The sequence below is a fragment of the Meinhardsimonia xiamenensis genome, assembly GCF_900102905.1.
GTDB classification, from domain to species: domain Bacteria; phylum Pseudomonadota; class Alphaproteobacteria; order Rhodobacterales; family Rhodobacteraceae; genus Meinhardsimonia; species Meinhardsimonia xiamenensis.
In genome coordinates this window covers 278,197-298,243 of record NZ_FNFV01000005.1, presented here as the reverse complement: position 1 = coordinate 298,243, position 20,047 = coordinate 278,197, and the positions used below count along the sequence as shown (strand labels likewise).

Below are 20,047 nucleotides of genomic sequence, written 5' to 3'. Positions count from 1 at the left end.
GGCTGCAAAAATCTTTCACATCTTGCAAGCGTCTTTCAGGCTTTGCAACGATTGCAGCGGGAGGATGACCATGATCGACGAGCAGCAACTCCGCGCGACACTCGACCGGCTGGTTGCCGGCCTGACCTCGCTGCGCGACGAAGGGCGCTTCCACGAGCCCAACCTCGACGGAAGCCGCGGCGACTACATCAGCTTTCACTCATGGGAGTGGCCGCAGGGTGTCGGCCTGTATGGCATCGCACGGCTGTGGCAGAAGACCGGCGAGCCGCGCCTGCAGCGGCTGCTTGAGGAGTGGTACGAGGCGCACCGCGCGCGCGGCCTGCCGCCGATGAATGTCAACACCACCGCGCCGATGCTGGCGCTCACCCTGCTGTGGGCGCGCACCCGCGATGCGCGCTGGAAGCCGCTCCTGCAGGATTGGGCGGAGCGGCTCATCGAGGAGGCGCCACGCACGCCCGAGGGGGGCTTTCAGCACGACGTGTCGGACCGGATCAACACCGGCGAGCTCTGGGACGACACGCTGTTCATGGTGGCACTCTTCCTCGCCGCCTATGGCGAGGCCAGCGGCCAGCGGGCGCTGGTCGACGAGGCCCAGCATCAGTTTCTCGTGCATGCCCGCTTTCTGGCCGACCCGGTCAGCGGGCTGTGGTTTCACGGCTGGAGCTTCCCGCGGCGAGACAATTTCGCCCGCGCCCGCTGGGCGCGCGGCAATGCCTGGATCACCGCGGGCCTTGCCGATCTGCCCGAGCTCTGCAGCCTTGATCCGGCGGTGAACCGGTTCTTGCAAGGGGTGCTCACCGCACAGATCGAGGCGCTCCTGCCGCTGCAATGCGAGGATGGCGCCTGGCGCACGCTTCTCGATGATCCCGGGAGCTACAAAGAGACCTCCGCCACCGCCGGCATCGCCTATGGGCTGATGAAGGCGGCCCGCACCGGCAGGGCAGGCCCGGCGGCGGCCGCGGCAGGGCGGCGCGGCCTTGCCTATGTGCTGTCGCAGATCGGCCCCGACGGGGTGGTCGGCGGGGTCAGCTACGGTACCCGGATGGGCCACGACCTGCAATTCTACCGCGACATCCCCATCCAGCCCACCGGCTATGGCCAGGCGCTGGCAATCCTTTGCCTCACTGAAGGACTGAGCGAATGATCACTTGGACAACACGCTACGGCGGTTCACCCGCCATGATCGACCGGATGACCGCGGCCGACCTGCGGTCCGAATACCTGGTGGAAGGGATCTTCGCCCCCGGCGAGGCGCGCATGACCTACACCCACCTCGACCGCATGGTGCTGGGCGGCATCGTGCCGACGGAACAACCCATCGCCATCGGCGACGGCGGCCCGGTCGGCACCGCGCATCTGTTCGACGCGCGCGAGGGCGGCATCGCCAATCTCGGCACCGGGCGGGGCAGCGTCACGGTGGACGGGCAGCGCCATGAGCTCGCCCCGCGCGACATCCTCTATGTCGGCCGCGGCGCCCGGCAGGTCGAGCTCGCCTCGGCCGACCCCGGCAATCCCGCGCTCTTCTATCTCAACTCGGTGCCCGCGGGCGTGAGCCATCCCCACCGTCTGATCACCCGCGCCGAGGCCAAGGCGGTGCGCTTCGGCGAGGCGGGGCGCGCCAACCTGCGCACGCTGCGCATGTACATCCACCCCGAGGTGGCCCCCTCCTGCTTGCTGCTCATGGGCATCACCGACCTTGAGCCGGGCAGCGTGTGGAACACCATGCCCCCGCACCTGCATGAGCGGCGCATGGAGGCCTATCTCTATTTCGACATGGCCCCGCAGGACAGGGTGATTCACCTCATGGGACGCCCGGACAACACCCGCCATCTGGTGGTGGGCTCGGGCGATGCGGTGCTCTCGCCGGCATGGTCGATCCACATGGGCGCGGGCACCGGCCCCTATGCCTTCGTCTGGGGCATGACCGGAGAAAACCAGGTCTACCAGGACGTGGATCCGGTGCCGGTGGATCGCCTGAAATGACCCGTCATGTGCGCGCGCTCGCCGCGGGCGAGCCGGTCACGCTGTGGCGGCACTCGGCGGTGGCGGGCGAGCCCTTCGATATCGAGGACAGCCCGATGCAGGGCGAGATGGACCCGTTCTTCTTTCTGACGAGGGAGAAGAACTTCATCCCCCACGAATACCCCTGCCGAACCGAGTTCGCCGCCCGCTTCCGCGACCGGCGCCCCGAGGAGCGCGACACCGGCCCGGCCGACAGGGTCTGGCTCGGCTTTGGCGCGCCGCGCCTCGATCTTTCGGGCTTCTGGTTCCGCCCCACCCGCATTGCCGCGCGCGCCGAGGTGCTGATCTGCGCCGAAGAGCCCGGCCCGGCGCGGCTGCGCCTGACCACCTGCGGCGGGGCGATCCTGCGGGTGAACGGCAAAGAGGTCGTCTGGATGGCGCCCTACCTGCGCAATCTCGAGACCGCGACCGAAACGGATGTCGCGCTTGCGGCGGGCGAGAACCGCATCGAGATCTTCTTCGACGATCTCGCCGAGCGCGACACGCGCTTTCTCGTCCAGCTCGATTATCTCGCCGGCCCCGCTGCCCGTCAGGCAATCGCCATCGATTGCACGCCGGAGCAGGCGGCGGCCATCGAGACCGCGCTCGAGACGCTGCATTTCACCCGCGCCACCCACGACGGAGAGACCGTGGCGCTGCATCTGCCGGCGCCGTTCGGCATCGAGGCGGAGGCGCATGCGCGGATCGCCGGCGACTTCATGTCGCACGATGCCCTGCCCCCGATCCAGCGCCGCCTGCACCCCGGCTCCACCCGGCTGGAACTCGGTCACGCCGACGCGCTTCCCGCCGACTTCCGCCATGTGGAACTGACTTTGAGCGTGCCCGGCTTCGCCGCCCGCCGCGTCTTCGGAACCGAGATCGCCCACGCCCGCCGGCAGGGGCCCGCCCCCGCCGATCGGCAAGAACGCCTTACCGAGGCGCTCGAGGCGGTGGCCGAGGGCGGCGAGGCCGACACCGTCACCGCGCTCGCGCGCCTTGCGCTGGGCGACGGAGGCCCGCGCACGCGCGCCATGATCGAAGCGGCGCTCGAGCAGATCGACGCCTGCTGGGACTGCGCCGATTTCGCGCTGGTGCCGCTGCTGTGGTCACGGATGCGCTGGCCGGAACGGCTCGGTGACGACCTCGTCGCCCGCATCGACCGGACGATCCTCGGCTACCGCTACTGGATGGACGAGCCCGGCAACGACGTGCAGTGGTACTTCTCCGAGAACCACGCGCTGCTGTTCCACACCGCCGCCCATCTCGCCGGCACGCTCCTGCCCGACGCCACCTTCCGCCGCTCGGGCCGCACCGGGCGCGAACAGGCACGCATCGGCGCCGAACGGCTGCGCAAGTGGTTCGACCATTTCGAGGCATGGGAAATGGCCGAGTTCAACTCGGCGCCCTATTTCCCGATCGACCTGAAGGGCCTGACGGCGATCTTCGCGCTCTCCCCCGATGCGGGGCTGCGGGCGCGTGCCCGCAGCGGCATCGCCCGCCTCATCGAGCTTGTCGCCAACTCCGCCCATCGTGGCGTGCTCACCGCCGCCCAGGGCCGCAGCTACGAGCACACGCTGCGCGGCACGGCCACTCTGGAGCTGTCCGCGATCGGGCGGCTTCTGTGGGGCACCGGCAGCTTCGGCGCGCGCTTCCATGCCACGCCGCAGCTTGCGCTGTGCCTGCGCGACCACGGCCTTGCCCTGCCCGACCTGCGCGCGCGCGCCGTGTGGACGGGCGAGACCGCGCAGGAGTGGCGCTTTGCGCAAGGCGAGGGACGCTTCGCGCGGCTCTATCACCACAAGAGCGCCGATCACGCGATGGGCTCGGCCATGGCCTATCGATGGGGCGACTGGGGCTATCAGGAGACGCTGATCCACGCCCGGCTCGGCCGCGATCCGGCCGCGCAGATCTGGATCAACCACCCCGGCGAGGTGGTGCATTGCGGCTTCGGCCGCCCCTCCTACTGGGGCGGGTCGGCCAGCATTCCGCGCGTGCAGCAGTACCGCGACCTGGCGCTGGTGCGCTTCCAGGGGGTCGAACCGCAGCCCGACTTCACCCATGCGTGGTTCCCCATCCCGCATTTCGACGCCACCCGCCTCGAGGAGCGCACCGCCTGGGCCACGGCGGACGCGGCGCATCTGATGCTGCGCGCCTCGGGGCGGCTCACGCTTGTCGGCCGCGGCCCGACCGCCGGGCAGGAGCTGCGCCTCGCCGGGCGCGAGGGCTGGTGGCTCGTCCGGCTGGGCAGCGGCGCGCTGCATGGCGAGGCCGCGGCCTTCGCCACCCGCTTCGCCGCGCTGGCCCCGCGCGGGGAGGCCGACGGCACGATCGTCATCGACGACCCAGACTACGGAGAAGTGGTCATGCACCCCGACGGGCGGATCGGCGCCGAGGGGCGGGTGATCGACCCGGCGGAGACGACGGTGCGCGGCACGCGCATCATCCTTCCACGCGGGCCGCTGCGCGATCCGGGCGACATCAGGGAGGCGCCGGCCTGAACGGCATCGGACGAATGCCCGACCGCCACGCCGGCTCAGCGCAGGCGGAAGCGGTTTCTGAGGCCCAGAAGCAGAAGAAACAGCAGGACGCCGCCCGCCACGGTCTGGAAGCCGCCCAGAAGCTTCAGCCACCAGGGGAAGGCGCGGATCACGTCCACATCGAAATAGAGCCGCTGGAAGCCGAGATAGGGGAAGGTGTTGGCGAAGGAGAGGCCGAGGCCCGATAGGATCGCTCCCTCCTGCCCCGCGCCATGCTTGAGCCATGAGCCATAGAGGGGCCAGAGAAACCCGATCATCCCGGCAAGCGCCAGCGCGGGACGGGTGAAGCTGAACCCGTAGTCGCTGAGCATCCCATAGGCGCGGCTGACCCATTTCGACAGGCCCTTGTCCAGCACCTCGTCGCAGCGCAGCTCCTGCCGGCCGAAGAACGCCTCGGCATCGGGCTTGTGCAGCTCGGCCATGATCTGGCGCAGGCGGGTATAGGCGCGCTTGGAGTCGCGCGCGTTCTCTTCCGTGACGGGTGGCCAGAATGCCTTGTCGGTGGTGATGTCGGTGTCCTGGTGGAAGCGGCGGTTGTAGAAGGTGGGGACGGCACCCGAGAACCGCGCCCCGGTGAATTTTGTGGGCCCTTCGAAGGCGCCATCCGAAAATTCGGCATCGCCGCGGAAGGTCACCTGATCGAACAGCGCAGGCCCCCGAAAGATCGCGCCGGAGAACCGGCCAGTCGCGTCAAGTGCGGCGCCAACAAACCAGGCACCACCATTGAAGACCGAGCTCCAGAATTCGGCATCTCCACCGAAGTTTGTGCCTCGGAATTGCGCTTGTCCCTCGAAGGTCGCGTCCCAGAAAACAGCACGCCCGCTGAACACCGCCGCATCGAACCCGCAATTCAGGAAAAAAGCTGCTCCCGAGAAACTCGCATCGCCGGAAAACGTCGCCTTATCAAACGAAACACCGTTTGTGAATGCCGCGCAGTCGAACTTGGCAACGCCGTGGAAGGTCGCGGACTCGAATCCAGAGCATCGGAGGAAGACGGCCGCGTCGAAGATCGACGCAGCACTGAAGTGGGCGCCGGCAAACCGGGACGGCCCGGGAATGACGCATTTCTGAAAGGCGAAAGGGAGGCGAAAACACGTATCCAGAAAGTCAATCCGCTCCGTGGCTGGCTCGGGAATCGGGATGCCCGGCCCAAGCCGGTCAGCGAATTCCGCCTCGACTTTCGCGCGCTCTTCCTTGCTCCAAGGGGCTAGTTCCTCGACCGGAAGTCCCATCCGTTCGGCCAATTCCGCTCGCTCTTCCTGGGACATCCTCGAGCAGGCCCAACCATTCCAGAAGCGCCGGTTTCTAGTGTGGAGATCGTTTTCGTAGGCGGTAAACAGCCCGAGCAGCCGGCCGAACGACTGGTCCCGGCCAGATGGCTGCTCCCCCGCGATAGTCGCCAGAACATACCAGGGGTTCTTGGCCGCCGGCTTCAGCCGCTTGCCGTCGTTGCGGATGCCCTCGCCCGTTTCCGCGTCGATCCTTACCACCGCGCCGGGGGGCAGGTCGGGGTCGCGCAATTTGCCGCTCATGTCGGGCGCCTCGGGATGCAGGGGGTGGGCTCAGCCTAGCGGCCCCCGCCCCCCGGTCAACCCTGCGCCCAGCCGGGCTTGCGCTTCTCGAAGAAGGCGGCGATGCCTTCGGCCGCCTCGGCGCTCTCCCAGCGGCGGATAAGCGCGGCCACGCTCATCTCGATCACCTCCTCGTCGATGCGGGGGCCGAGCGCGCGCGCCAGCGCCTTGGCTTCGGCCACCGCGCCGGGGGCGCAGGAGAGATAGGGCGCGACCTCCGCCTCCACCGCCGCGTCGAGCTCATCGGCAGGCACCACCCGCGACAGGATGCCGAGCTCCGCCGCCTCCTGCGCCCCGAAGAGGCGGGCCGAGAAGAACACCCGCCGCGCCCTCGCCGCGCCCATCCGCGCGATCACGTAAGGCCCGATCGTGGCCGGGATCAGCCCCAGCCGCGTCTCGGTGAGCCCGAAGCGCGCCCCTTCGACGCCCACGGTGACATCGCACACGCAGGCCAGCCCCACGCCGCCGCCAAAGGCCTGCCCCTGCACCCGGCCGATGAGCGGCTTCGGGAGCGCATCGAGCGCCCCAAGCATGCGCGCGAGCGCCCGCGCCTCCTCCGCCCTGCGGGTGGCATTGGCAGCCATCTGTTCGCGCATCCAGCCAAGATCACCGCCCGCGCAGAAGCTCGCCCCCGCCCCCGTGAGCACCACAACGCGCACGTCCCGGTCAGCGCCGAGCGCATGGGCTGCTTCGGTCAGCTCGGCGATCATCGCCGCGTTCAGGGCGTTGTGCTTCTCGGGCCGGTTGAGCGTGAGCGTCGCCACCCCGCGCGCATCGGTTTCCATGGTGATCGTCTCAGCCATGCGCCCCCCGCATCCTGTGCGCCATAGCGCCCGCGCGCTCCAGCACTTCCATGTCGAGCCCGGTCTCGAAGCCGAGCCCGGCCAGCCGCCGCGCCACCCTGATCGTGTCGACATTGCCGGCCGCGCCCGGCGCGTAGGGGCAGCCGCCAAGCCCGCCCACCGCGGCATCGAAGACCCGGAGGCCAAAGCCGAGCGCCACCTCGATGTTCTCGAGCGCCCGGCCCGCGGTGTCGTGGAAATGCCCGGCGAGCCGGTCGGCCGGCACCTCGGCGGTCACCGCTTCCAGCATCGCCGCCACCGCCTCGGGGCTGGCCCGGCCCAGCGTCTCGCCGAGCGAGATCTCGTAACAGCCCATCTCGAAGAGCCGCACCGCCACCCGCGCCACATCCGCCGGCGCCACCGGCCCGTCATAGGGGCATTCCACGACGCAGGAGACATAGCCGCGCACCGGCACACTCGCCTCGCGCGCGGCCTCGGTGACCTCCTGGAAACGCGTCAGGCTCTCCTCGATCGAGCAGTTGATGTTGGCGCGCGAGAACCCCTCCGAGGCCGAGCCGAAGATCGCCACCTCGTCAGCGCGCGCGGCAAGGGCGCGCTGAAAGCCCTTGAGGTTCGGCGTCAGCGCCGCGTAGCGCACGCCAGCCACGCGGCGGATGCCGGCGAGCACCTCCGCCCCGTCGGCCATCTGCGGCACCCATCGGGGGCTCACGAAGCTCGCCACCTCGATGCGGCGGAACCCGGCCTCGCTCAGCGTGTCGATCAGCGCGATCTTCTCGGCCGTGGGGATCGGGCGCGGCTCGTTCTGCAGCCCGTCGCGGGGGCCGACCTCGAAGATCTCGGCCCGCTCGGCCATCACGCCCCCTCCGGCACGGGGTAGAAGTCCTTCTCGTAGAAGTCCTGTTCACCGTCCTTTTCCCGCGCGCGCTGATAGGCGGGCCGCGCCTCGAGGCGCGCGCGGTAGGCCCGAAGCTTCGGAAACGGGTCGAGCTTCACGTAATAGGGCGCGGCGAAGAGGTTGAAGCCCATCATCGCATCGGCCGCGGTGAACCCCTTCTCGAGCAGATACCCCTCCTCCCGCAGCATGCCCTCGAGCGCCTTGAGCGTGCCGCGCAGCCGCGCGGTGAGGATCTTGATCACCACCGGCGAGGCATCCTTGGGGTTGTAGAGGAAGAGGTGCTGCATGTTGAGGTTCTCGATGAGCGCGCCCATCGTCTCGGCAAAATGCAGAAGCTCGAGATAGCGGTGCCGCTCGGGGTGGCCCGGCGGGCAGTCGAAGCCGGCCTCGGTGTGCGTCTCGGCCAGATACTCGAGAATGGCGCCCGACTCGAACATGCTGAGGTCATCGATCTCGATGCCCGGCACGCGGCCTGCCGGCGAGATCGCCAGAAGCTCGGGCGCCCGCATCGAGCCGTCGCGGATCGAGTAGCGCACGATCTCCACCTCAAGCCCCAGCTCCTCGAGAAACCACAAGACGCGGAAGGACCGCGAAAAGGGCACGTGATGCAGCCGGATCATGCCTTATCCTCCTCTGCGAGCCGGATGAGCGGCGCGCCCGCCTCCACCTGGGCGCCCGCCTCGGCCAGAATCTCGGCCACGATACCGTCGCGGGGGGCGGCCAGGCCATGCTCCATCTTCATCGCCTCGAGCACCGCCACGCGCTCGCCCTTCCTCACCCGCTCGCCGGGCGCCACGTCAAGCTCGCGCAGAAGCCCCGGCATCGGCGCAACGACGACATCAGCCGAAACCTCCGCCCCCGCCGCCCACTCGAGCGGATCGTTGAGCCGGAAGCTGCCCCCGCCCTTGCCGAAGACGACGATGCGCCCGCCCTGCCGCCAGAGCCGCACGCGCCGCCGCACGCCGTCGATGCGCCAGACGGGATCGCGCGTGATCTCGTGGCGCTCGTCCCCCACGGCGACGGAAAACCGCCCCGGCGCATGCACCGTCACCCTGGCATCGAAGGCCTCCGGCTCCTCCGTCTCGGCAATGAGCTCGACACCATGCGTCAGCGGCTGCCAGAGCGCAAAGCCCTCCTGAGGATGCCCGCGCCCATCAAGCCCCATCGCCGCCAGCGCGGCCAGCGCCACCGCCTCGCTCGTGGGCGGCAGCTCGGCAAGAAGGTTCCCGCCCGCGCGCTCGATGAGCCCGGTGTCGACCCGCCCCTCGGCGAAGTCCTCATGCGCCGCAAGCCGGGCAAGAAAGTCCAGATTGGTGCGCATTCCCGCAAGCTCGGTTTCCGAAAGCGCGGCGCGCAGCCGCGCAAGCGCCACCTCGCGCGTGGGCCCATGGGTGATGATCTTGGCGATCATCGGGTCGTAATGGGGGCTGATCGCGTCGCCCGCGCGCACGCCCGTGTCAACCCGCGCGCCCTGAGGAAAGCGCAGGTGCTCAAGCCGCCCCGTCACCGGCAGAAAGCCCCTGCCCGGATCCTCCGCATAAAGCCGCGCCTCGAAGGCATGGCCCTCAAGCCCGATCTCGTGCTGCTCCAGCGGCAGGGGCTCGCCCGCCGCGACGCGGATCTGCCATTCCACGAGATCGATGCCCGTGACCGCCTCGGTGACGGGGTGCTCCACCTGCAGCCGGGTGTTCATCTCCATGAACCAAAAGCCGTCCGGCCTGAGCCCGCGCGCGCCGTCGGCGATGAACTCGACCGTGCCCGCCCCCGCATAGCCGATCGCCTCGGCCGCGCGCACCGCCGCCGCCCCCATGGCCGCGCGCGTCTCCTCGTTCATGCCGGGCGCCGGCGCCTCCTCGATCACCTTCTGATGGCGCCGCTGCAGCGAACAGTCCCGCTCGTAGAGATGCACCGCCCGCCGCCCGTCGCCGAAGATCTGCACCTCCACATGCCGCGGGCAGGCGATGAACTTCTCGATCAGGACCGCGTCATTGCCGAAAGCGCCGCGCGCCTCCGCCTTCGCCGAGGCAAGGGCGGCGGCAAACTCGCCCGGCCCCCGCACCAGCCGCATCCCCTTGCCGCCGCCGCCTGCCACCGCCTTGATGAGCACCGGCCAGCCGATCGCCTCGGCCTCGGCCAGAAGCCGCTCGGGCGACTGGTCCGCCCCGTGATAGCCGGGGACGACCGGCACGCCGGCCGCGGCCATGGTCGCCTTGGCGGCATCCTTCAGCCCCATCGCCCGGATCGCCTCGGCCGAGGGGCCGATGAAGACGAGCCCCGCCGCCTCCACCGCCTCGACGAAATCGGCGTTCTCGCTGAGAAACCCGTAGCCGGGGTGAATGGCCTGCGCTCCCGTCGCCAGCGCCGCCTCGATGATGCGCTCGCCACGCAGGTAGCTCTCCGCCGGCGGCGCGGGCCCGATCTCCACCGCCTCGTCGGCCAGTTCCACATGCAGCGCGCCCGCGTCAGCCTCGGAGTGCACCGCCACGGTGCCGATGCCCATGGCCCGCGCCGTGCGGATCACCCGGCAGGCGATCTCGCCGCGATTGGCAATCAGGATCTTCTCAAACATCGCGCCCCCGCCTCGGAACCCCTGGCACCGCCCTGCCCCCATCACCCTGGTTCAAATACCCATCAACCGGCGCCGCAGGCGCCGGTCCGGCCAGCGCCGCGCCAAAGCGATCACATCCGGAACACGCCAAACCGTGTCTCCCCGATCGGGGCGCAGAGCGCGGCCTCGAGCGAGAGCGCCAGCACCTCGCGCGCGCGGCGCGGGTCGATGATCCCGTCATCCCAGAGCCGCGCCGAGGCATAGAGAGGGTGCGACTGGCGCTCGAACATCTCCAGCGTCGGGCGCTTGAATTCCTCCTCCTCCTCGGCCGTCCATGTGCCGCCCGCCCGCTCGATCGCCTCGCGCCTGACCGTGGCGAGCACGCCCGCGGCCTGCGCTCCCCCCATCACCGAGATGCGGCTGTTGGGCCATGTCCAGAGGAAGCGGGGCGAATAGGCCCGGCCCGCCATGCCGTAGTTGCCCGCCCCGAAACTGCCCCCCACGATCATGGTGATCTTCGGCACCTCGGTGCAGGCCACCGCCGTGACCATCTTCGCGCCGTGCCGGGCGATGCCTTCGTTCTCGTATTTCTTCCCGACCATGAAACCGGTGATGTTCTGAAGAAAGACGAGCGGGATCTTCCGCTGCGAGCAGAGCTCGACGAAATGCGCCCCCTTCTGCGCCGATTCCGAGAACAGAACCCCGTTGTTGGCGATGAGCCCGACGAGCTGGCCCTCGATCTCGGCAAAGCCCGTCACCAGCGTCTCGCCGAAACGGACCTTGAACTCGTCAAAGCGCGAGCCGTCGACGATCCGCGCGATCACCTCGCGGATGTCATAGGGCACCGACAGCGAGGCCGGCACGATGTCGAGGATCTCCTCGGGGTCATAGGCCGGCGCCTCGCCGCCCGGCAGGCGGGCAAGCCCGCCCTCCCCGAGCGAGGCGACCGCCCGGCGCGCAAGCGCCAGCGCGTGCGCGTCGTCCTCGGCCAGGTAGTCGGCCACGCCCGAGAGGCGCGTGTGCACATCGCCCCCGCCAAGCTCCTCGGCCGAGACCACCTCGCCCGTCGCCGCCTTCACCAAGGGGGGGCCGGCCAGAAAGATCGTGCCCTGTTCACGCACGATGATCGTGACGTCCGACATCGCCGGCACATAGGCGCCGCCCGCGGTGCAGGAGCCCATCACCACCGCGATCTGCGGAATGCCCGCGGCCGACATGCGCGCCTGGTTGTAGAAGATGCGCCCGAAATGGTCGCGGTCGGGAAAGACCTCGTCCTGATTGGGCAGGTTCGCCCCACCGGAGTCGACGAGGTAGATGCAGGGCAGCCGGTTCTCGGCGGCGATCTCCTGGGCGCGGAGATGCTTCTTGACCGTCATCGGGTAGTAGGTGCCACCCTTCACCGTGGCGTCGTTGCACACCACCATCACCTGCCGGCCATGCACCCGCCCCACCCCGGCAATCAGCCCCGCGCCGGGGGCGGCGCCGTCATACATGCCATGGGCGGCGGTGGCGCCGATCTCCAGAAACGGCGCCCCGGGGTCGAGAAGCCCCGCCACCCGGTCGCGCGGCAAAAGCTTGCCGCGGGCAAGATGGCGCGCGCGCGCCTTCTCGCCGCCGCCGGCCGCCGCCAGCGACGCCGCCGCGGCCACTTCGGCAAGCGCGGCCTCATGGGCGGCGCGATTGGCCCGCGCCTCCTCGGTTCCGGGGCGGAAACGGCTCTGCAGCTTCATGCGTCCGCCCCGCTCGCGGCGGCCGGCAGCACCTTGCGGGCGATCAGCCAGCGCTGGCGGTACGCGTAGCGCGCCGCCCGCGCCACATCGGCCTGAAAGCTGGCGTTGACCGCGGCGGCCACGACCCCGCCCACGATCGGCACCACTTGGCCCATCTTGCGCGCGGCGAAGGAAAGGCCGAGCTGGCGCGCCACCCGCTCCACCACCTTCTCGATCAGCCACTCGGTGGCCATGCGCGCCTCCGCCGAGGCCAGCGTGCGCGCCATGGCGTTGAGCTCCTCGATGCGCGCCTGCCGCTCGTCCTGGGCCATGGTGGTGGCGACCTCGAGCACCATCAGCCGGAAGGCCCGCTCGCCCTCGTCGTCGCCGGCAAAGCCGTAGGCCGCCGCCGTGGCCCGCACCGTGCGCGCGGCAAGGGTGATGGTCGCGGGCACATCCACCGCAAGCCCTGCGGCGCCGAACCAGCCCGCCGCCCCGCCGGTCGCGGCATTGGTCCCCTGCGCCCAGGCCTGCACGCGCAGCGCCACCGCCTCGCAGGCCTCGATGTCGTCCACGTCGTGTCCGGTGAGCTCGCGCGGGAGCGTCAGCGCGGCCGCCGCATCGGCCTGTTCAAGCGCCTTGCGGGCGAGATCGGGCGGGATGAGCCGGGCGAGCGCCGCCCCGAAGGGGCGGGTGAGCCGCTCCGCCCCCTGCCCGAGCCGCGTGGCGCGCGCGGCCTCGAATTCCCGCTGCCGCTCCACCGCCTGCGCGATGGCCGCCGGCAGATCGGCCGGCTCGGGCCGCGACCATGGCCCCTTGGTCTGCCGCGCTGCCTTTTCCCCGCGCCCGTCGTCGCTCTCGCCCATGCGTTGTTTCCCTTCTTGACGCGGTGGAGCCGTTACCGTTTCCGCCCCGAGCGCCGGCCGTCTCAGGACCGGTATTCCGGGTTCTCGAAACCGAAGCGCGCGCCGGCCTGCCACGCCCGCCGGTCATTGCCTTCGGCGGGGATGCCGCCGCGAAGCATGCGCGCGATGTGCATCAGGTTCCAGGTCATGATCGTCGTGTTGCGCTGCGTGAAGTCGTTGTCGAAACCGGCGCGCCGGCCGCCCTCGATCTCGTCGCCGTAGGACGGCCCCGGCCCCGCCTCGCCGATCCAGCCGCAATCGGCTTGCGGTGGAATGGTGTAGCCCAGGTGCGACAGCGCATAGAGCACCGTCATGGCGACGTGCTTGATGCCGTCCTCGTTGCCGGTAACCACGCAGCCGCCGGTCTTGCCGTAGAAGATCGACTGGCCGCGTTCATTGAGCTCTCCCGACATCCCGTAGAGCCGCTCGATCAGAACCCGGCAGACCGAGCTTTCCTCGCCGAGCCAGATCGGGGTGCCGATGACGAGGATGTCGGCCTCAAGCACCTTCTTCCACAGCTTTGGCCAGTCGTCGCGCTCCCAGCCGTGCTCGGTCATGTCCGGGTAGACGCCGGGCGGCACCACATGCTCGAGCAGGTGCACATGCTCCACCGCAACCCCTTGCGAGCGCATGATCCTTGCGCTGGCCTCCATCAGAAGACGGGTATGGCTCTCATTCGCCTCACGCTTGAGGCTGGTGTTCACATAAAGCGCCTTGAGACCGGAAAAGTCGTTCATTGCCATGCTCCTCGCCAACTCTTGCACTAGCGCGCCGCCAGCCGCTCGCCGATGCGGCTCATGCGCTCGAACTGAGCGGCGGTGAGGTCGCGCAGGCAGCGGTCCTCGACGATCGCGCGCCTGGCCTCGCCCTGCGCCGCGCGCCGCTCGAGCGCGCATTGCGCCAGTGACCAGCCGGCCCAGAGTCGGCGGGCATCCTCGGCAAGCGCGCCCGAGGCCGGCAGGTCGGGATGCGGCGCGGCAGTGTTGGCCACGGCGAGATCGGCCACCGCACGCTCGGCACGCGCCAGAAGCCGCCGCCAGGCGTTGAGCTCCTCGATGACGCACAGCCGCTCCTCGAGGTTGTCGTTGCCGATGTCGTTCTCGGCCATGCAGTCGAGCGTCATGGCGTCAAGGCAGACACTCACCGCCTTGCCCGACTGCAGGCAGCGGTGCAGCACGCCCGGATCGGCCGTCACCGAGGGCAACTCGAAACCGTCTCGCTCTTCGGCCGCGGCGCCCGTGGCCAGCACCAGCGCCGCGGCGGCAGAAATGAAGTATCGGGTCACGTCATCAGCCTCATCAACTCGCGCCCGATCAACATACGCCGAATCTCCGAAGTCCCGGCCCCGATTTCCATCAATTTCGCGTCACGCATGATGCGGCTGACCGGCGCGTCGTTGAGATAGCCCGCCCCGCCCATCGCCTGCACGCCCTGCACCGCGCATTCCATCGCCTTTTCCGAGGCGAAGAGCACGCAGGCCGCGGCATCCTGCCGCGTCACCTCGCCGCGATCGCAGGCCCGGGCAACCTCGTAGACATAGGCGCGGGCGGCGTTCATCAGCGTGTAGATGTCGGCGATCTTGCCCTGCATGAGCTGGAAGTTCCCGATCGGCTGGCCGAACTGGCGGCGCTCGGCCACATAGGGCATGATGTGATCGAGGATCGCGGCCATGATCCCAAGCCCGATGCCGGAGAGCACCACGCGCTCGTAATCAAGCCCGCTCATCAGCACCGCAACGCCCCGGTTCTCCTCGCCCAGCACATTCTCGAAGGGCACCTCGACATCCTCGAAGATGAGCTCGGCGGTGTTGGAGCCGCGCATGCCGAGCTTGTCGAAATGGGGGCTGGTGGAGAAGCCCTTCATGGTCTTCTCGACGATGAAGGCGGTGATGCCCTTCGCACCCGCCTCGGGGTCGGTCTTCGCATAGACGACGAGCGTGTCGGCGTCGGGACCGTTGGTGATCCAGTATTTGGAGCCGTTGAGCACGAAGCGGTCGTTCTTCTTCTCCGCCCTGAGCTTCATCGACACCACATCCGAGCCCGCGCCCGCCTCCGACATCGCCAGCGCGCCGACATGCTCACCCGAGATGAGCTTGGGCAGATAGCGGCGCTTCTGCTCCTCGGTGCCGTTCAGCCGGATCTGGTTGACGCAGAGGTTCGAGTGCGCGCCGTAGCTCAGCGAAACGCTGGCCGAGGCGCGCGCGATCTCCTCCACCGCCACCACATGGGCAAGATAGCCCATGCCGGCGCCGCCGTATTCCTCCTCCACGGTGATGCCGAGAAGGCCGAGCGCACCCATCTCGGGCCAGAGCTCGTTCGGAAAGCGGTTCTCGCGGTCGATCTTCGCGGCCATCGGCTTGAGCCGCTCCTGCGCCCAGCGGTGAACCATCTCGCGCAGCGCGTTGACATCCTCGCCGAGATCGAAACGCATCGAGGAGGTGAACATGGGGTGGCTCCGATTATCTGAACGCTTGTTCAATTCCTACAGCCGCGCCTGCCGCCCGTCAATCCCGACAGGGCGCGACGCCTGCGCCTTCAGCCCCGGATCAGCACCTGCAGATCGGCCACATTGGTACCGGTGGGGCCGGTGACCAGCAGATCGCCCGCCGCCTTCAGCGCGGGGTAGCTGTCATTGCGGGCGAGATCGGCGGCCGGATCGCGGCCAGCGGCGCGGATGCGCGCGAGCGTGCCGTCATCGACAAGCCCGCCCGCGGCGTCGGTCGGCCCGTCGCGCCCGTCGGTGCCGCCGGAGAGGAACACCCAAGGGCCGGCCCAGCCCGCGGCCTCGGCCAGGAGCGCCACCCTGAGCGCGAGTTCCTGGTTGCGCCCGCCCAGCCCCTCGCCGCGGACGACCACGGTTGTCTCGCCGCCGAAGAGCCGGATGCCGGGGCCGTCGAGGCTTGCCACAACCCGCGCCGCGGCCTCGGCAACGTCGCCGACGAGCGGCGCGGGCTCGGGCGCCACGCCCGCCGCCTGCCCCATCGCCGCGAGGCTCATGGCGTTCGAGCCCACAAGGCGGTTGTCGGCAGGCGGCGGCGGCGGCGGCGGGTCGGGAAGCTCGGTCAGCGCCCGGCGCACGCTTTGCGGCACACGTTCCCAGAGCCCGCGTGCCCTGAGCGCCGCCACCGCATCGGCGCGCGTGCCGATGGGCGGGCAGGTCGGTCCCGAGGCCACCACGCGCAGATCATCGCCGATCACGTCCGACAGAATGAGCGCAGTGACCGGCGCGGGATGGGCCGCGCGCACGAGCCCCCCGCCCTTGATGCGCGAAAGCGCCTGGCGCACGAGGTTCATCTCGGTGATGTCGGCCCCCGAGGCGAGGAGCAGGCGATTGACCTCGGCCTTGTCGGCGAGGCTCACGCCTTCCACCGGCGCGGGCAGCAGCGCCGAGGCCCCGCCCGAGAGCAGCACCAGCACGCGATCGTCCGCGCCGAGCCCCGAGACCGCCGCCAAGACACGCTCGGCCGCGCGCGCCCCGGCCGCGTCGGGCACCGGGTGTCCGGCGCCCAGAACCTCCGCCCCGGCAAGCGGCCGGGCGTTCTCGTGGTTGGTGACGACCAGCGCGCCCGCAGAGGGCCCCGTGACCTCGAGCGCGGCGGCCATCATCGCGCGCGCCGCCTTGCCCGCGGCGATCACAACGCGCCGCCCGCGCGCGCCGGGCGCGGGCAGCGGGCGCGCATCAAGCGCGCGCCGCACCGCGCGCGCGGGATCGGCCGCCGCCACACCGGCACGAAAGATCTCGAGCGCCCGCGCGCGCATCGCCGCTTCCGCCATGCCTCGCCTCCATCCCTCGCCTTGCGTCTTCGGGGCTGCAAATGCCGCGCGGTCACGCTAGGTGTCAGCGGCATGGAGAACAAGCCCGCGCTCCTATCCGCCCGCAACATCCGGCGCGCGTTCACCTCGGCAGGCGCGCGCCTTGAGGTGCTTCGCGGCGTCGATCTGAGCCTGCGCCACGGCGAGAGCCTTGCGCTGACGGGCGAGTCGGGCTCGGGCAAGAGCACGCTTGTGCACATCCTCGCCGGGCTCGAGCTGCCTGACGCGGGCGAAGTCGAGATCGAGGGCACTCCGCTCAACCGCTTGTCCGAGGCGGGGCGGGCACGCCTGAGGCGCGAGACGATCGGCATCGTCTTCCAGCAGTTCAACCTCATCCCCTCGCTCGATGCCGGCGCCAACATCGCCTTTCAGGCCCGGCTTGCCGGCCGCCACGACCCCGACCATGTGACCCGGCTTGCCGGGCGGCTCGGCCTCGCGGGCCATCTGCACAAGTATCCCGAGGAGCTTTCGGGCGGGCAGCAGCAGCGCGTGGCGATCGGGCGCGCGCTCGCCGCACGGCCCGCGCTGATCCTCGCCGACGAGCCCACGGGCAACCTCGACGAGGCCACCGCCGACGAGGTTCTGGCCCTGATGCTGGAGCTTGTCGCCGAGGCGGGCGCGGCGCTTCTGATGGTCACCCATTCCGTGCGCCTCGCCGCAAGGCTCGACAGGCAACTGCAGCTGAGCCGGGGCAGGATTTTCGCATGACGCGCGCCGGGCTGCAGGCGCTGCTTTCCCACTGGTGGCGTCACCCCGGCCAGCTGGTGATGCTGCTCGCCGGGCTGATGCTTGCCACCGCCCTGTGGTCGGGCGTGCAGGCGATCAATGCCGAGGCGCGCGCGGCCTACGCACAGGCCGCGGGGCGCGTCGATGCCGGCGCCCGCGCGCGCATCGTCCCGCGCGCCGGCGAGCGGCTCGACGAGGCGCAGTACGTGGCGCTGCGCCGCGCCGGCTGGCCCGTGAGCCCGGTCGTCGAAGCGCACCTGACGGCAGGCGGCGCGACCGTGCGCCTCATCGGCATCGATCCGATCACCACCCCGTCCGACCTGATCCCCCGGGCATTTTCCGGCACGGACAGCGCCGAAACGCTGCGCCGCTTCCTGCTGCCCCCGCATCTCGTCTTCGCGGCGCCGGACGTGGCGGCGGCGCTGGCCGAGGCCACCGGGGCGGAGGTGCGCGCCGCGGACGATCTCGCCCCCGGCACGGCAGTCGCCGATGTGGGATTCGTCCAGCGTCTCGGTGGAGCGGAGGGCCTGCTCGACCGGCTGATCGTCACCGACGCGCCCCGCGCTCTCGCGCCGCCGCCCCTCGAGACGATCGCGCCCGGCCTAGTCCTGCAGCCCGCCGCGCCCCGGGCCGACCTCGCCCGGCTGACCGCAAGCTTTCACCTCAACCTGTCGGCCTTCGGGCTCCTGGCCTTTGCCGTCGGCCTGTTCATCGCCCATGGCGCGGTTGGCCTCGCGTTCGAGGCGCGGCGGGGCATGTTCCGCACGCTCAGGGCGCTGGGGCTGCCGCTGTGGCATCTGATGTTGCTCATCGCACTGGAACTTGCGCTGATGGCGCTGGTCGCGGGCGCCGCGGGAATGGTGGCCGGGCTGCTGATTGCCGGCGCGCTCCTGCCTGATGTGGCCGCCAGCCTGAAGGGGCTCTACGGAGCCGAGGTGCCGGGCACGCTGACGCTGCGCGCGCAGACATGGGTCGCCGGCATGGCGGCGGCGCTGGCGGGCGCCGGGCTGGCCGGGGCGGGCGCGCTCTGGCAGCTGGCCCGGCTGCCGGTGCTTGCCCCGGCCATGCCACGGGCCTGGGCGCGGGCCTCCGCGCATCGCCGCGCGCTCGAGGCGACCGGCGGCCTCGCGCTGCTTGTCGCGGCAGCGGCGCTCGCCCGCTTCGGCAGCGGCCTGATGGCCGGCTTCGCCCTGATGGCCGCGCTCCTTCTCGGCGCGGCCCTGATCCTGCCGCCGCTTCTGGACCTCTGCCTTCGCCTTGCCGGCCGCGCCGCGCGCGGCCCGCTGTCGCAGTGGTTCTGGGCCGACGCGCGGCAGGGATTGCCGGGCCTGTCGCTGGCGATGATGGCGCTGCTCCTGGCGCTGGCGGCGAACATCGGCGTCGGCACCATGGTGGAGAGCTTTCGCCGCGCCTTCACCGGATGGCTCGACCAGCGCCTCGCCGCCGAACTCTACGTGCGCGCCCGCGACGACGCCGAGGCCGAGCGGCTGCGCGCCTTTCTGGCCGGGCGCAGCGAGGCCGTCCTGCCGCTTTGGCGTGTCGAGGCGACGGTGGCGGGCGTACCGAGCTTCGTCTACGGCGTGGAGGACCATCCCACCTATCGCGAGAACTGGCCGCTTCTCGACGCGCTGCCGGGGGTCTGGGACCGGCTTGCCGCGGGCGAGGCGGCGCTCATCAACGAACAGCTCGCCCGGCGCGCGGGGCTTTCGCCGGGCGACACCATCGAGATCCTGCCCGGCTGGCGGTTGGAAGTTGCCGGCATCTACTCCGATTACGGCAATCCCACCGGCCAGGTGATGGTTGCGCTCGCGCCTTTCCTCGCGCACTTCCCCGACGCACCACGGCTAAGCCACGCCGTTCGCGTCGCACCCGAGGACGCGCCCGCGCTCGCCCGCGCCCTGATCGAGGAATTCGGCCTGCCGGCGGAGAATGTCGTTGATCAGGCCGCGCTCAAGCGCTGGTCGCTGTCCATCTTCGAGCGGACCTTCGCGATCACCGCGGCGCTCAACGTGCTCACCCTCGGTGTGGCCGGGGTGGCCATCGTGACCAGCCTCGCCGCACTCTCGGGCCAGCGGCTCGTGCAGCTCGCCCCGGTCTGGGCCGTGGGCGTGGAACGGCGGCGCCTGGCGCGGCTCGAACTTCTGCGCGCGCTTGCGCTCGCGGCACTCACCGCGGCGCTGGCGCTGCCGCTGGGGCTTGCACTGGCGTGGGTCCTGCTTGCCATCGTCAATGTGGAGGCTTTCGGCTGGCGATTGCCGATGCAGCTGTTCCCGCTCGACTGGCTGCGCCTCGTGGCGCTCGCGCTGCTCGCCGCCGCGCTGGCCGCGCTGTGGCCGGCGCTGCGCCTTGCGCGGATGGCGCCGGCGCGGCTCGTGCAGGTGTTCGCGGCGGCGCGATAGGCCGCGCCGCAGGGCCGCGTGGGCACCCTGCGCAGGCGCGGCGGCGCGCCGCGGGGACAAGACCGGCCGCGCACGCCGGGCCACTGGCGCCGGCCCGGCGAAGGCGGTAGAGAGCCGCCAGAAGGACACAGCGGGGCGAAT

At 70.5% G+C, this 20,047-nt stretch carries 16 protein-coding genes; 5 read left to right on the top strand and 11 right to left on the bottom strand.

Annotation, left to right across the window (positions count from 1 at the left end):
• Positions 1-70 precede the first annotated feature (70 nt).
• From bglB to BLQ14_RS12315, 3 genes are read left to right on the top strand one after another with little or no spacing between them, the layout of a single operon-like run.
• The gene (bglB, locus tag BLQ14_RS12325) at positions 71-1,144 is read left to right on the top strand and encodes a beta-galactosidase BglB (protein ID WP_092500855.1); all 1,074 of its coding nucleotides are present in this window, start codon (positions 71-73) and stop codon (positions 1,142-1,144) included.
• Positions 1,141-1,983: a 5-dehydro-4-deoxy-D-glucuronate isomerase gene (gene kduI / locus BLQ14_RS12320; protein ID WP_092500854.1), complete on the top strand. Its 843-nt coding sequence runs from the start codon at positions 1,141-1,143 to the stop codon at positions 1,981-1,983. The genes bglB and kduI overlap by 4 nt, the downstream gene beginning before the upstream one ends.
• Complete coding sequence (locus BLQ14_RS12315) at positions 1,980-4,499, top strand: hypothetical protein (protein ID WP_176759549.1); 2,520 nt, start codon at positions 1,980-1,982, stop codon at positions 4,497-4,499. Before kduI ends, BLQ14_RS12315 begins: the two co-directional genes overlap by 4 nt.
• A 35-nt stretch (positions 4,500-4,534) precedes the next feature.
• Here the strand turns inward: BLQ14_RS12315 and BLQ14_RS12310 are convergent, their stop codons facing one another.
• The 11 genes from BLQ14_RS12310 to BLQ14_RS12260 form a co-directional block, all read right to left on the bottom strand.
• Entirely contained in the window at positions 4,535-6,070 is a 1,536-nt protein-coding gene (locus BLQ14_RS12310; protein WP_092500853.1) for a pentapeptide repeat-containing protein, read from the bottom strand.
• A gap of 56 nt (positions 6,071-6,126) precedes the next feature.
• Entirely contained in the window at positions 6,127-6,912 is a 786-nt protein-coding gene (locus BLQ14_RS12305) for a crotonase/enoyl-CoA hydratase family protein (RefSeq protein ID WP_092500852.1), read from the bottom strand.
• The gene (locus BLQ14_RS12300; RefSeq protein ID WP_092500851.1) at positions 6,905-7,765 is read right to left on the bottom strand and encodes a hydroxymethylglutaryl-CoA lyase; all 861 of its coding nucleotides are present in this window, start codon (positions 7,763-7,765) and stop codon (positions 6,905-6,907) included. Before BLQ14_RS12300 ends, BLQ14_RS12305 begins: the two co-directional genes overlap by 8 nt.
• Positions 7,765-8,427 carry a glutathione S-transferase family protein gene (locus BLQ14_RS12295; protein ID WP_092500850.1) on the bottom strand — a complete coding sequence of 221 codons (663 nt, stop codon included), beginning with the start codon at positions 8,425-8,427 and terminating at the stop codon, positions 7,765-7,767. The genes BLQ14_RS12300 and BLQ14_RS12295 overlap by 1 nt, the downstream gene beginning before the upstream one ends.
• A complete protein-coding gene (locus tag BLQ14_RS12290) occupies positions 8,424-10,376 on the bottom strand; it encodes an acetyl-CoA carboxylase biotin carboxylase subunit (RefSeq protein ID WP_092500849.1) in 1,953 nt (650 codons plus the stop codon). The genes BLQ14_RS12295 and BLQ14_RS12290 overlap by 4 nt, the downstream gene beginning before the upstream one ends.
• A gap of 110 nt (positions 10,377-10,486) precedes the next feature.
• The gene (locus BLQ14_RS12285) at positions 10,487-12,085 is read right to left on the bottom strand and encodes a carboxyl transferase domain-containing protein (protein WP_092500848.1); all 1,599 of its coding nucleotides are present in this window, start codon (positions 12,083-12,085) and stop codon (positions 10,487-10,489) included.
• Positions 12,082-12,930, bottom strand: a complete 849-nt coding sequence (locus BLQ14_RS12280) for an EcsC family protein (RefSeq protein ID WP_092500847.1) — start codon at positions 12,928-12,930, stop codon at positions 12,082-12,084. Before BLQ14_RS12280 ends, BLQ14_RS12285 begins: the two co-directional genes overlap by 4 nt.
• A gap of 62 nt (positions 12,931-12,992) precedes the next feature.
• Positions 12,993-13,706 carry a flavodoxin family protein gene (locus BLQ14_RS12275; RefSeq protein WP_092500846.1) on the bottom strand — a complete coding sequence of 238 codons (714 nt, stop codon included), beginning with the start codon at positions 13,704-13,706 and terminating at the stop codon, positions 12,993-12,995.
• A gap of 26 nt (positions 13,707-13,732) precedes the next feature.
• A complete protein-coding gene (locus BLQ14_RS12270) occupies positions 13,733-14,254 on the bottom strand; it encodes a lysozyme inhibitor LprI family protein (RefSeq protein ID WP_092500845.1) in 522 nt (173 codons plus the stop codon).
• Positions 14,251-15,414, bottom strand: coding sequence for an isovaleryl-CoA dehydrogenase (locus tag BLQ14_RS12265; protein ID WP_092500844.1), 1,164 nt, complete (start codon positions 15,412-15,414; stop codon positions 14,251-14,253). The genes BLQ14_RS12270 and BLQ14_RS12265 overlap by 4 nt, the downstream gene beginning before the upstream one ends.
• An 89-nt stretch (positions 15,415-15,503) precedes the next feature.
• Complete coding sequence (locus BLQ14_RS12260) at positions 15,504-16,742, bottom strand: glycerate kinase type-2 family protein (protein WP_092500843.1); 1,239 nt, start codon at positions 16,740-16,742, stop codon at positions 15,504-15,506.
• A gap of 72 nt (positions 16,743-16,814) precedes the next feature.
• On the opposite strand from BLQ14_RS12260, the gene BLQ14_RS12255 reads away from it, so the two are divergent.
• Together BLQ14_RS12255 and BLQ14_RS12250 are read left to right on the top strand one after the other, a co-directional pair.
• On the top strand, positions 16,815-17,489 hold the full coding sequence (locus BLQ14_RS12255) for an ABC transporter ATP-binding protein (protein ID WP_092500842.1): 675 nt from the start codon (positions 16,815-16,817) through the stop codon (positions 17,487-17,489).
• Positions 17,486-19,906, top strand: a complete 2,421-nt coding sequence (locus tag BLQ14_RS12250) for an FtsX-like permease family protein (protein WP_092500841.1) — start codon at positions 17,486-17,488, stop codon at positions 19,904-19,906. The genes BLQ14_RS12255 and BLQ14_RS12250 overlap by 4 nt, the downstream gene beginning before the upstream one ends.
• Positions 19,907-20,047: the final 141 nt, after the last annotated feature.

Bases quoted from the DNA above. Each gene is read 5' to 3' on its own strand.
- BLQ14_RS12265 (WP_092500844.1), bottom strand. From the start codon at position 15,414: ATGTTCACCTCCTCGATGCGTTTCGATCTCGGCGAGGATGTCAACGCG.
- BLQ14_RS12300 (WP_092500851.1), bottom strand. From the start codon at position 7,765: ATGGCCGAGCGGGCCGAGATCTTCGAGGTCGGCCCCCGCGACGGGCTG.
- BLQ14_RS12295 (WP_092500850.1), bottom strand. From the start codon at position 8,427: ATGATCCGGCTGCATCACGTGCCCTTTTCGCGGTCCTTCCGCGTCTTG.
- BLQ14_RS12260 (WP_092500843.1), bottom strand. From the start codon at position 16,742: ATGGCGGAAGCGGCGATGCGCGCGCGGGCGCTCGAGATCTTTCGTGCC.
- kduI (WP_092500854.1), top strand. From the start codon at position 1,141: ATGATCACTTGGACAACACGCTACGGCGGTTCACCCGCCATGATCGAC.
- BLQ14_RS12310 (WP_092500853.1), bottom strand. From the start codon at position 6,070: ATGAGCGGCAAATTGCGCGACCCCGACCTGCCCCCCGGCGCGGTGGTA.
- BLQ14_RS12285 (WP_092500848.1), bottom strand. From the start codon at position 12,085: ATGAAGCTGCAGAGCCGTTTCCGCCCCGGAACCGAGGAGGCGCGGGCC.
- BLQ14_RS12280 (WP_092500847.1), bottom strand. From the start codon at position 12,930: ATGGGCGAGAGCGACGACGGGCGCGGGGAAAAGGCAGCGCGGCAGACC.
- BLQ14_RS12255 (WP_092500842.1), top strand. From the start codon at position 16,815: ATGGAGAACAAGCCCGCGCTCCTATCCGCCCGCAACATCCGGCGCGCG.
- BLQ14_RS12290 (WP_092500849.1), bottom strand. From the start codon at position 10,376: ATGTTTGAGAAGATCCTGATTGCCAATCGCGGCGAGATCGCCTGCCGG.
- BLQ14_RS12315 (WP_176759549.1), top strand. From the start codon at position 1,980: ATGACCCGTCATGTGCGCGCGCTCGCCGCGGGCGAGCCGGTCACGCTG.
- bglB (WP_092500855.1), top strand. From the start codon at position 71: ATGATCGACGAGCAGCAACTCCGCGCGACACTCGACCGGCTGGTTGCC.
- BLQ14_RS12305 (WP_092500852.1), bottom strand. From the start codon at position 6,912: ATGGCTGAGACGATCACCATGGAAACCGATGCGCGCGGGGTGGCGACG.
- BLQ14_RS12275 (WP_092500846.1), bottom strand. From the start codon at position 13,706: ATGAACGACTTTTCCGGTCTCAAGGCGCTTTATGTGAACACCAGCCTC.
- BLQ14_RS12250 (WP_092500841.1), top strand. From the start codon at position 17,486: ATGACGCGCGCCGGGCTGCAGGCGCTGCTTTCCCACTGGTGGCGTCAC.